Consider the following 12,657-nt stretch of genomic DNA (forward strand, 5'->3'; position numbering starts at 1 on the left):
TATGTTTAAAAAGAATACAAATTGAAAATCAATAGTTTAAGGTTCTGAGGACACTTCAAATGATGAGAATATTGAGATATTTTAATTATTTGAAGTAAGCTCACGGTTCTTAAAATATTTGTTTTCAGGAAGTAAGGTTTTTAAACAAGCTCTAAACCCTAAATCAAAAACAAACAATATGTAGTTTACCATAGGCTTACACTAAAAGCAAGATTGAACTAAAATTTGGCCATCTTTTTAATACTGAAGGATCAGCACCCGAACGGTAGTCAATATATATCCCTAATACTAATTTGAGGAAGGCCAGCTTGCTCTAACGCATCCACTATAACACCTTTACTATGCTTGTTCTTTTCCTTAGAAAATTACCTCCGCGTAATTCTACATATCTATAGGTAATTATTGAATACAAGATTGTAATGAAAATGGTAATCCCAAAAACAATCACTTCACTAAAAGTATTTTGAGGTATTTGGATCCACCGGAACATAATGAGTGGAATTACCCTAATCATCAGATAATGATTGAGGTATATCGAAAATGATATTTTACCTAGATATTGAACAGGTTTAGTTATTAAAAATTTACTAAGTATTCCATCACTTTTGACCAACAAAAAGAGGGAAGTCCCAAAAAAAGTAGGAATAGCAATCATACTCACCATTTGTTTGGTTATTCCGGATAAGTAATGTATCCAGTAAAATAAAAGTATTAAAATAATAGGAATACCATACTCCAGCTTATTATGAAACTTATACGCTTTCTGTGACATTTTCCACACAAAATAACCTACATAGAAGGATAATACCCCTCTTACAAAACCATAATCCGAAAAAGTAAAAAATGCTTGATTATATATTGAAAATAAGACAGATAAAAGTATAATAATACTAAACAAAAGGGTTTTTCTTTTACCAATTGGATATAAAGACAAGAGTCCAAAAATAATATATGAGATCATTTCTGCAGAAATTGACCAGGTAGGATCATTTATCCCATGAGTAGTACCTAATATTGGGGTAGAATTAGAGAAACATAATGTATCTAATATTTTGATAAAGATATGAGAAAAAGGATCTGTATGTAAACAGAGGTGCGGAAAACAAATTTTGGCTATGACCTCAAAACAAACCACTAGCAAAACTGTAAAAAGAACCAGAGGATATAATCTGATAAATCGCTTTTTTATAAAATTCGTAAAATCCTTTATAGAATATAATTTGTTGTAATTATATGAAATTACAAAACCACTCAGGACAAAGAAGAAGTCAACAAAAATGTAACTTTCCCGAATAAAAAAATGATTAATTACAACATCAGGAATTATTTTTCCAAAAGAAAAAGTAATCTGCTGATAATGAAATAGAAATATCATTATACAAAATATTCCTCTTAGCCCATCTAGCTTAGCAATTCTCATTATATTTTCTCTCTTTTAAATTCTTAGATCGCCATTTGAAGTATTTCAATACTATTAGTGTTTTTTTGTACTGTTAATAGTACTTGACCTTCTGTTTTAGAATATCTTATATTCAATATTGTATTCCCTGCTATTGGGAAACCTTGACACCATATCCCAGATTGATCAAAGAGATAAATATTTTGCCTGTCTTTATCGCTACCCGTTAGGAAAAATGTTTGATCAAGTTCCATGACCTTTACATTCTCGAGAGTATTAACTGCCAGATTGATTTTCTCATTATCGATAATTAAATTACCGTTAGAATAAAATACCAGATTATAATCCTTAGTGACCTTTAATAAGTGACCTTTCTGCAGATTTATATCATTAAGCACAATATCTCCATTTTTGTCTATTTGTATTATTTTATTATCTTCTGTAGTAGAAATAAAATTATGTGAATAACTGTACCATGGATTGGATGAAAAATTAATGGGTTTCTTTATAGTAACTCTGGATTTTCCAATCCGATCTGTAATACTAAGTTTACCTTTATTCTGAAGCAATAGTATATAATCCGTGGAGTCTAATTTCACATGAATCGGAGGAGCTATTAAAGGATGCTCAATATGTGCAAATTTCAGTCCTGTAACTCTTCTGGCATGAGTATCCAGAGTAGTGATAGTATTCTTTTGAGTAATCAAAATGCGATAGCGCTTGTTGTGATCATAATCAAACAATGCCAAAGGTTGTGTAATGGATTGTTCAAAGCTTACAGGGAAATTAGAAACATCATTACCTAATTCATCTAAAAGATAAACGAATGATGTAGTGTTAAAAAGTAATTGATATCCAATATGATCTGGATGATCGATAAATTTAAATTTCCCTAAAATAGGACCGTCTAGTTGTTTCTTCCATAAAATCTCTCCGTTTCCAGAAAGTAGATATATTATGTTTTCTGAATCTTGTATAGCTGCCCACATGTTTTTAGCAGATTTATCTGGATTTGATGCAAAAGACGAGGCAATAATCTTATGATCAAATATTATAGAATTTACTAAACAAGATGCGGTTTGTTGAGGTTCTTTTTTATAGAAAACCAATTTTAATTGATGTGTCTGATTTTCTTTTTTTTTTGAAACCTGAAACAAAGATACCTGACCAAAAGCAGGTACTATTTCAGAAGATTTGACCAGATCTTTATGTAGTGTGGTTGTTACCTTCTTTTTGTTTTTTTTATCGATATTCATCATAAAAACAGAAGTCTCTTTTGATAATTGTTTCTGGATATCATTATACCATGTTTGGTGAGTCAAAACCTGATTTTTATTATTACTATTGATTATTCGTTTTAAAGCATTTTTATGTTTAGAAAAAATGATAAAATCATTATAAAAACAAAAAAAATTACCTTGAAAATCTTTTATTAAAGGGGCTAATATTTTTATAAAGCTACCTGGTGTACCGAACTGATAGATTGGGATTCCTTGAAAAACGAGTGATTTTTTAAGTTTCATTTTTTTCTGAACATGGTATTGACCTTCTTGTGATAACACCAAGGCATTGTGCTCTCCCATTGTTATTGTAGTTATCTGATTTGTATGATTAAGAATAAAATCCAGTTCGTGAGAAATATCGACTATTTTTTTTCCTTGTTCTCTTGCCAGATTTTCTTTAAACAATGAGTAATTCCCAAATGTATAGCTAATCATAGTATCCACATCTGCCGGGATCACTTTGGCGACCTTGTTCTCTGAAACAGTTGTGTTTTTAAAAATTTCTGGCTTATATAATGAAAAAACTGGATTTGACACAGATCCTTTTAATTGAATAAAATTTTTGTCTACTACAGCGCTCAGGAAAACCCAATCCGAATTACTCTGGTTTGTATCATTATAAACCGAAGAAAATTCGACTGTTTGAGCTAGAGTACTAGCACGAATAACCACTGAAAGTATTGAACTTTTTTCTAAGGAATATATTACTTTTTTTAGTTTAAAGTCTTCTTTTATATTTTCGTGATTTCCATGAATAACCGACTCAGAACTAGATATCAAGAAGGTCTGTTTTATTTTTTTGAAATATAATCCTTGGCATATAAGTTGCTCGTTTATTTCTGTAAAGTCTCTTTTTTTTAAGGTTTTTAAAATATTCTCATCTCCGCGATATAAAAAAGAAAAATTCTTTTGCTTTTTTTCTGAACCTGTCACATATAATAATCCTTGTATGCTATCTTTGAATCCTGCATTGTACAGCTTTTCTATAAAATTGGTAGATTTTATCTTTGCATCATCTCCTAAAACAGGTAACAGGGATAAAAAACTTTTTGCCTGCTTGAGGCTATGTATTTTGATAATAACCTGAGTATCATTCAGAATATAAGGTGTCAATTCATCAGAAACATTGTTTTTACACTTAATACTAACAAAAAGTAAAAGAAAAAAGAATATTTTTTTGATCATATGATACTATTATAATTCATTTTTAAGACTAGCATTTTTTTGTGTTGGAAAATACATTAGGCGTACTTGCTGTATTAGAGTTTTTATAAAAAACTTTTTAAGAGGTCATCTGTGTTTTGTTATATCAAAAATAGTATTAAATGATTATCTTTTTTTTACACAAAACACTCTACTATATACATTACTGATTCTTTATTTATTAATTATCACTCATAAAAAATTAATGTAATTTAATAGAACTTAAAAACTCTTCCCAAGTATCTTATACAATTAATAGTTATCATAACCTATACCTTAAAACTCTTATATATACCTTGATAGATTTATAAAAAAATACTTGATAACATTACTCATATTGCAAAAACATAATAATACTTGGGAGAGTTTCTGTGGATACTTAGCGCATCCTTAACTAAACCTAAAAAAAACAAATTAAAAAATCTAACCTATATTTTTACAAGCGGGGTTATTTCCTCTTTTCCTGTGATTAAATGGTATATGCCTCTTTCAACCAAAGAAATGTTAAGTCTGTTATTATTTCGATCCATTATTTTTTGTACAACGATCTTTCCCAGATTGTCAACTAATTTTACAGGTGTTGGTTCAAAGGTAAGTCCGGTTATATTAACGATTTCTTTAGCAGGATTCGGATGTAACACAATTGTACCTGCTATTGGTTGGTTGATAGGAGTAATATTCCAATATTGATTTTCATTATCTCCATTGCCAAATTCAAAAATAATTGCATCAGCATCGATTGCCCCAAAATTTCTGTCCATTGCTCTCTCAAGACAATGAGTAGGTTTTAAAACAAATTGATTATTTTTAACACTTACCTCCCAGCGTTGATGTGCCTCTGACCCAGACATCCAGGTCTTTACACTTTGTTGATCTTCGCATGTGGCATGAGGCACCTCCAAAAATCCTTTTGTTTTTATATTTTGTATTGTATATATGTTATCAATTATGTGCTTGAAAGCCCATTGCTGGTTTTGGTTGTTCTGAGGATCTGTCATTTTTACGTTACCTACTTCTTCTACAGAAAACAATCTTTGTTTGGTCACAGGAGCCACTATAAAGTAGATTCCATCCTCTATGATCTCCCCGTTTTTTTGTCGTTCACCTTGGTTTTCTTGTGCTATAGATGCTGAGATAGAAATAAGATAAATTAAAATAATCTTGGTAATAACTATAGTATTCTTCATCGTAATGCTTTTTTAAAATAAGCCAGGTAGATATGAAAAACACATAAAACAATACATCCTACCTGGCTATGTACAACTAAATCAACTAACTTTGTAATAAAGACAATTATGAGTTATTATTACCCTATAAAAATTTACAATAGTCATTAAATATCGTTATGCTTAAGAATATTTTGGTTTATCTTTAAGATAGATATATGGATGTACTACAAATTTCACTCAAGCAGCATTTTGATTACATAATTATTTGGTTTGATTCCATTTTTCCGCTTTTATAGGCTACTCTAAGTTGCGCTATTTGTTGAAGTCCTTTTTAGTACATCTTTGCCCAGATAGTTTAAGGCGTTTTTGCAAGACCTCTTTATGAGCTGATTCTATAACCTCTGAACCAATGAGTAGCCCTTTTTTTTAAAGGTATGATATTGTGTCCGCTTTTCGTGATTTTTGTAATACCCTATTAGTCAGTTTAACTTGGCTGTTTTGCCAGGTAGATTGTCTAATGTTTTTATAATACGATTTATAACTAAAAATTTCGCATATTCATAGTTTCTTTTTCTTTTCTACTTCGTTTAAAAAATAAACCGTAGCTATAGCTAGGCTTGATTTTTTTGCCTTGCATAAAGAAAAAATAATTCAATGAATTTATACGAATTTTTTAATCACAAATCGTATAACAGCAGATATACCTTTACTAAGCATTGTCTGGCTTTGTCGATCGATCCATTGGCTTCTTTGGTCTTTTTCTTTAAAATAGTCTTTTGCAAACTCGCATAAACGCTCTTTGGCATGAAAGAAATCCACAATCTGTATGCAGTCGGGACAGGTATCGTCCACCCTGTTCCATATCCAGGTGGCACCATCTGCTATGAACACTTTGTTTTTTAAGTTTTCAATATCGTATTCCAACTTTGGTAGAAAATCTTTACTACTACCCTAATGAGCGATATAGGTGGAATGTTACAGCTCACAACGGTCTTTGGAAATGACTAGGATATCTTCTTGTTTATAGATACCGCCCCAGCTTGATCTCTTTCCAACCTTCCTCTCTTGTGAAATACAGTACAAAATGTTAAAAAATCTGGAGAAAAGTATAAAGGATCTCGGTTACGATTTGCTATTGAAAATTATTTAGAGCTAGCGCTTACACTGACTAAAAAGGTGTCTGAATTTAGAATGACCTTCAAGGCATCCTCAATACGCGAAATTAGTTTATTAATATCATTTGAATATTTTCACCAGATGTTGGATAAACATATTGATTTAATAGAACGAAGAGTTCTAAAAGGTGAAAAGATTCCTCATAATGAAAAGGTGTTTTCTTTATTCGAACTACACATCAAATAGATTAACAAAGGCAAATCAGGAGTCATTGCAGAGTTAGGTCAAAAACACTTGATTGTTGCAGATCAACATTATTTTATTGTGCTTAAAGGCAAGGGATTTTCTCACATTCCACGATGGAGACATTAAAAAAGGTTCATCCTACAGTGAAAAGAAGAGTTGAATATATTTAGTTTTTCGATACATTTTGATAGTGAAGAATCTTGTCGTCAACATTCTAAGTGGATTTGAAGCCAGTAGTGAGCTCAATAAATCACATATAAGAGAACTGACTACCGGTGATTATATCACTAAGGGAGAATAGGTACTGATCACACAGAGGTTTCAGGCTGTGGCAAAAATTTTATCACCTCTGCATTAGGGCACAGGATCTGTTAATAGGAACCCAAAGGTAACCATTATACATTTTTTTTATCAGATTGATAGGGTATATAAGCTCCTTAACTGTCTTTATAGAGTAGTACAGAGTAGTACAGTTATTGATTAGTTAAAAATAGAAGTTAAAATGAATGGAATTATTGAAAAAATTAAAATAATGTGTAAAGATTTGCCTGCAGCCTGCGGTTATTCAATTCGTAGATAACACACACTTTTAAAAAATGAAAAATGATGAAACAGAAAGTAAACATACTCCCGACCATTGAGAAAGAATACACCAACATCTTCAACCAGTATTCACACCAACTTTGTGATCTCTTATATAAAAGGTTTGGAGATTATGAAAAAGCAAAAGATATCACTCAAGAAAGTTTTTTAAAATTATGGAACAATCGATATAAAGTCTCCTATAAAAAAGTAAAAGGATATCTTTTTGTAGTTGCCAATAATACTTATATCAATAGTTTGTATAAAAATAAAGTGAGAAATAATTATGCCAAAGAGATAGAGTCAGAGAGACATCCAGTATCCACTATGGAAGCCCCAGATTATAAAATGGAAGAAAAAGATTTTTTGATAGCTTTACAGGCAGCAATCAATAAATTACCTCCTAAGCAACGTGAGGTTTTGATTATGAATCGTTTTGATCTAAAAAGCTACAAAGAGGTCGCTACCAAACTTAATATATCCATCAAAACTGTAGAAAAACGCATGCAGGCGGCATTTATAGCTATTACTAAAGCTGTAGGTAAGGATATAAAGAAATATAGACTTTAAGTGATAGCTATCTGGGGACAAGTTCCTGTGGTACATTTCTTAGACAAAAATCATATGGCTATCAGAAACTTTGAATAATGTTTATTTTTTGAGAACACCACCCTACTAAACCCGTAAGTTAAAAATCACACGATATTATGGGATGTAGAATAAAAAAAATACTGAGGGTTTGACTATATTAAAGTCAAACCTTTTTTTATAGGTCGTTAGGTAGGATTTTAAATGCTTTTATGCTGAAGGATGTCATATTCTTTTTAGAATTTAGCCTTAATTGTTTAAAAATTAACCCTAAATAATAAATCAATTGTAAACGGTAACCCCATATTATCATTCTTAAATAATTTAATAGTACCATTTTGTTCATCATCAATTTCATCGAAAAAAGGAACTTCAATTGCTTCTTCCTGATTTCTTTTTATTCTATCATATGTTCGGCTTATTATATTTTTTCTATTTAAAATATTTTGGACAGAAATACCCATTTTTATTTTATTTTCTTTCTTTTTATTCCAATTAAAAGAATATAGTAATGAAGCGTTTAATCTATGATAATCTGGTAAATGAAAATTATTATATTCATTATATTGAATATTAAAACTATCATTTTGCGATGTGTCCCCCGGCAATATTTGAATATACTTACTTGGAATACTATAGGGAGCTCCACTTTGAAATGTAAAAGATCCTCCCAGTTCAAAATTTTTAAGATCTAGTGTATGAGACCAATTAAAAACCTTACCAATATTATAACTACTAGGGAAATAATCGGTTCGAAAGTCAGGAAATTTAATTAAATTTTTGCTAAAAGAACTACTAAGCCAGGTTCGATATTTCCCAATTTTCCTTCTTATTAAAAAATCTATTCCATATATTTTTCCTTTTCCTTGAAAAAGACTAAAATTTCCTTCTTCAATAGCCGTATTATTAATTACACCTATTCCATTATTTTTTTTAAAATAAGCTTCAATATCTATATCCCATCCTTTTTTTCGAAACGTAACTCCAGATGTAAACTGGTCTGAAAATAACAAAGGTATTTCTTCAACTAAATTGGGGATAATAGATTCAGAGCTAAAAGAGTTTGTGATTCCTATCCACCATATGCTGTTAGAATCAACAATTGATCTTGAAGACACGCTGGGTTCTTCAAGGTTTTGACGCACTGCCTGACTTTTTCTTTCAAATGACACATTCAGGTTAAAATTATTTAGAAAATTGACATTAGATAATAATCGTGGTTCCCAACTAATTCTGTCGCCTCCATAATAGTTAGCTCTGACTCCTGCTCTAATCATAAAAGCTCTTTTTTTAAATAAAAACTCTGAATAGGCTCCTTGAGTGATAAAATTATCATTTACGTTTAAAACATTGATTAAATCATTGCCATAGCTTACATCAAATTCATTAAATGTAAATTCATATCCACTAAACATGCGCATCGATTTATTTATGCTATACTCTAAATTATATTTTGTACTAAAATCTGTAATCTCATTTTCTCTCGATATGCCTGTTAATCTAAAATTACTAATAATATCAAAATTAGACATTCCTTTATACTTAAAGTTACTGAATTGGGATAAAAAAGAAGAGGAAATATTTTGGGAGAGATTACTTTTCCAATTGACACTAATCCCATTACTATAATATTTAACATCTTCAACTCGTATTTCGTCTAAATCAAGTAGTTTTTGACTTGATTTTAACTGAGTTTTGTTACCTATGCTACTTATCGTCAGTCGGTTTTTAGAAGATAGATCCCATATAATTTTAGAATTATAGTCATAAAAAGTAAAACTATTAGAAATACTTTCATAGATAGATAGAGATTCATTTAATTCTGTATTATTTAAAATATTATCCTTTAAGCTATTAAATTTATTTGATGTTATTAAATCATTATTAGTATACCTCCCTGCTAATGATATTCCTATTTTTTTTCCTAATGGTATTTCGAGATTAGTATTAAACAATGTTGAATTAATACCTACTCCTCCTTGTATTTTATCTGTGATTTCGGATGTAGAGCTAATATCAATTATTCCTCCAACACTTCCTCCGTAACTTGCACTAGTAGCACTTCTATAAATCTTGGCCTTTTCTACAGTATATGCATTAAATAAATCCAGTTTATCAAAGAAAAGTCCTGGAGTGTAGATTTTTATTCCCTCCCATAAGATCAAATTAAGGTCAGGAGTACTCCCCCTAGTGCTAAAATCTCTTACATTCTCTGATACGCTGTTTAGCCCTGGAATTGTTTGAATAGATTGCAAAATATTTGGTTCAATAAGCCCTGGAAGCAACTTCGATTTTTTTGGATAAATTACTATAGAGCCATCTGGTTCTTTATTAATCCCAGAAGTAATATAATCCTCCATCAATAAAACTTCATCCAACACCTCCGAATCTTCAATCATTTCAATAATCCGATTTGATTTTTTTTTCAATTTACTTACTTCCAGAATTTTATTGATATATTTATCACTGATTATTACTAACGTATCTAAAACTTTGGTATTAATATTAAAATTTCCATTGCTATCAGAATACACTTTATTTTTTAGATCTGAGATCATTACATTTTTTAAAGGCTTTCTGGAATAAAGATCTATTATTTTACCAGAAATTGTAATTGGTTTATTAGAAATGTATAGTATATAATTATTATCTTTTTGTTTTACTTCGAACATGGTTTGCTCTTGTATGGTAAGCAAAAAATCTTCAAGCGATATTTCTTCTTTTGTTCCGATAGGCATATTAAATATCAAATCTTGTTCTTTTAATTGTACCGCATCATACGAAAATGTAATGCCTTTACTTTTCTCAAAATACTCTATTAAATCACGCAATGGAAATGTATAACTTGTATTTGGATTATTTATCTGAGGGTAAAAAAAATTAGTAATAAGCCAGATACTTAAAATAATAATTTTTTTAATCGGTTTCATAGAAAAATAATTAATGTCATTATAAACAGTTTGATATCAAACAAAATGAATGGGATTTCCTAATTTTAGGCTATCTTTTTACTTTGTTCAAACCTGTGATGTTCTCCTGGAATTAACAAATCGACCAGACAAAGAAAATTTCTTAGTAATTTCTACCTCTGATTTGTGCGTAAACTGTAGCCATTATTCACTATGAGAGTATCTTCTTTTTGATGAATTCCCTTACATTATTACTGCTTGAGTTTCTTTAAAGCATTTCACAAGCTTTTGGATTAGGCCTCTATAATCTGCTTGCATTGAGATAGAATATTTTACCTCATTGTTTTTTTTACTTGATTATAGGTATTTGTTAATCGTGGTTAATTATGTACTATTGATGATATTTTTTTGTGACATTTTAGTTGGTTTTTTATTATTAAACAGTTAACCACACAGAATCCCTACATTTTGAGTCAAGTATATGATTAAAAATATTGTATAGTCATCAATGAAGCCTTTATAGATATGTTAAATAATCGGGTAAGTTAAGTGTCAATTTGTTATATATATAATAGCATATGCTATTTTAAAAAAAAACATATCAAATTTTCTTATGAATAAAATTGAATCCATACTACAGGAAAGTGGTTATCAAGGTAAAAAAGCGGGATTTTTTGTCGATACCTTACAGGCATTGAACCTAACTACTCCAAAACATATAGCAGATGCAATCTATCGAGTGAAAGTTGCAGATAAGAATGATACTTTTTTTCAGGGAGAAGAGATCGAAAGTCTTCAGCGAACCTTAAGATCACGAGGCAGAAGACCAGAATCTAATAAGTCTTTTTCATTGCAGGAACTGGATCGTATTTTAGCTCCATTGAGCAAAAAAGATATTCAGGCAACAATGGCGTTTCTTGGGCAAACAACATATCGTTCCAGAGGAGAACGATGGAAAAAACAGGAAGGCAAAAGAGCCGAAGAATTGAACAAACATATAAATACTAATCAAAAGAGATTAGTAACTAATATAAAAGGTATAGGATGTTTTGAAGAAAAATGTCCTAAAGCAGAAACAAAGCTAGATTTTTCGATGGTTCATGGATCTACCATGGGGGTTGTAAAATCTAGATTGGATCACATGTTGCAACATAAAGAATTTCTCAGGTCTGCAAAAGAGGAAGGATTAGGAGTTTTTATGGCTGCCGGTGATCGGAAACTCATAAGATCTGGAAAACCGTTGGCGGGTGATGATAACGTACTAGATGAAAATGGAGGGTTTGTCAAAAAGGTTTGTACGCGCTTTGGTTCTGAGGCTACAGAAGCTCAAGCAGTGCAACATTTATTAGAAACACAATATGGACTGAAAGATGGTATGATAAATGGTATCCCTTGCAAAGTAGTGCAGGGTCCCAAACAGCTTTCTGAAAACAAGGACAGAACGGATACCTATGGTGCTACCAGACAAGTAATAAAAGATATCCTTGCTAAAAATCCTGAGTACTTTAAGGGCAAAAGGGATGTCGCATCAGTCTCTAACGACATGTATACAGAGCGACAGGGACTAACATTCAAGAGGGCTTTTGAAGCGGAATTTCCAGAAAGATTACCTGAAAGACTACAAATTGTCCCCGTAGGCCCTGGCAAAGAATGCCCAGAGGTAAAATTACATATGATATCAGATATTATAGGAGCAACTTCCTGGGAGAAGCTAGTTGCCGCCTGTTCTGAGTTAAAACAGGTACAAAGTGCCGTTTTGATGCAACAAAGAGATCTGGGGATGACAGTAACCCCTCAAAAATTCCCAACCAAAAATGCAAGTTCTTCGAGTGCACTATCAAAACCCAACCCGAATATATCTGCCAGATTACCACTACCCTCCACATCACAGAAAATACCTAAAGGAAATAACCATTCTCGTAGAAAACCACAAAGACCTTAGTGCTAAGGTCCTTTTATAAACCCTATAATTTATAGAAGTTAAGTCTCTTGTCGGAATCATTTTAAAAGAAAGAGATAAGAGCTTGTTTAAAAACCTTACTTCCTGAAAACAACTATTTTAAGAACCGTGAGCTTACTTCAAATAATTAAAATATCTCGATATTCTCATCATTTGAAGTGTCCTCAGAACCTCAAACTATTGATTTTCAATTTGTATTCTT

7 protein-coding genes and 1 pseudogene are annotated in these 12,657 nt (G+C 30.9%); 3 read left to right on the top strand and 5 right to left on the bottom strand.

What is annotated here, in order from left to right; all coding sequences use genetic code 11:
- Positions 1 to 325: 325 nt before the first annotated feature.
- The 4 genes from F0000_RS25305 to F0000_RS25320 all read right to left on the bottom strand — a co-directional run bounded on the left by F0000_RS25305 (position 326) and on the right by F0000_RS25320 (position 5,978).
- Entirely contained in the window at positions 326 to 1,420 is a 1,095-nt protein-coding gene (locus F0000_RS25305) for an acyltransferase (protein ID WP_149627497.1), read from the bottom strand.
- Positions 1,421 to 1,443: 23 nt separating this feature from the next.
- Positions 1,444 to 3,867 carry a hypothetical protein gene (locus tag F0000_RS25310; RefSeq protein ID WP_149627498.1) on the bottom strand — a complete coding sequence of 808 codons (2,424 nt, stop codon included), beginning with the start codon at positions 3,865 to 3,867 and terminating at the stop codon, positions 1,444 to 1,446.
- Between the two features lie 446 nt (positions 3,868 to 4,313).
- Entirely contained in the window at positions 4,314 to 5,072 is a 759-nt protein-coding gene (locus F0000_RS25315; RefSeq protein ID WP_149627499.1) for an RICIN domain-containing protein, read from the bottom strand.
- A 642-nt stretch (positions 5,073 to 5,714) separates the two neighbouring features.
- Positions 5,715 to 5,978: a hypothetical protein gene (locus tag F0000_RS25320; protein ID WP_149627500.1), complete on the bottom strand. Its 264-nt coding sequence runs from the start codon at positions 5,976 to 5,978 to the stop codon at positions 5,715 to 5,717.
- Between the two features lie 342 nt (positions 5,979 to 6,320).
- On the opposite strand from F0000_RS25320, the pseudogene F0000_RS28445 reads away from it, so the two are divergent.
- Positions 6,321 to 6,494: pseudogene (locus F0000_RS28445) on the top strand (ISNCY family transposase); the annotation flags it as partial.
- A 528-nt stretch (positions 6,495 to 7,022) separates the two neighbouring features.
- The gene (locus tag F0000_RS25325; protein ID WP_188112283.1) at positions 7,023 to 7,568 is read left to right on the top strand and encodes an RNA polymerase sigma factor; all 546 of its coding nucleotides are present in this window, start codon (positions 7,023 to 7,025) and stop codon (positions 7,566 to 7,568) included.
- 275 nt (positions 7,569 to 7,843) lie between these two features.
- Here the strand turns inward: F0000_RS25325 and F0000_RS25330 are convergent, their stop codons facing one another.
- A complete protein-coding gene (locus F0000_RS25330) occupies positions 7,844 to 10,516 on the bottom strand; it encodes a TonB-dependent receptor plug domain-containing protein (RefSeq protein ID WP_149627502.1) in 2,673 nt (890 codons plus the stop codon).
- Positions 10,517 to 11,108: 592 nt separating this feature from the next.
- Here F0000_RS25330 and F0000_RS25335 point away from each other — a divergent pair.
- Positions 11,109 to 12,437, top strand: coding sequence for a hypothetical protein (locus F0000_RS25335; protein WP_149627503.1), 1,329 nt, complete (start codon positions 11,109 to 11,111; stop codon positions 12,435 to 12,437).
- Positions 12,438 to 12,657: the final 220 nt, after the last annotated feature.

It is taken from the genome of Aquimarina sp. RZ0, from assembly GCF_008370685.1.
Lineage (GTDB): Bacteria > Bacteroidota > Bacteroidia > Flavobacteriales > Flavobacteriaceae > Aquimarina.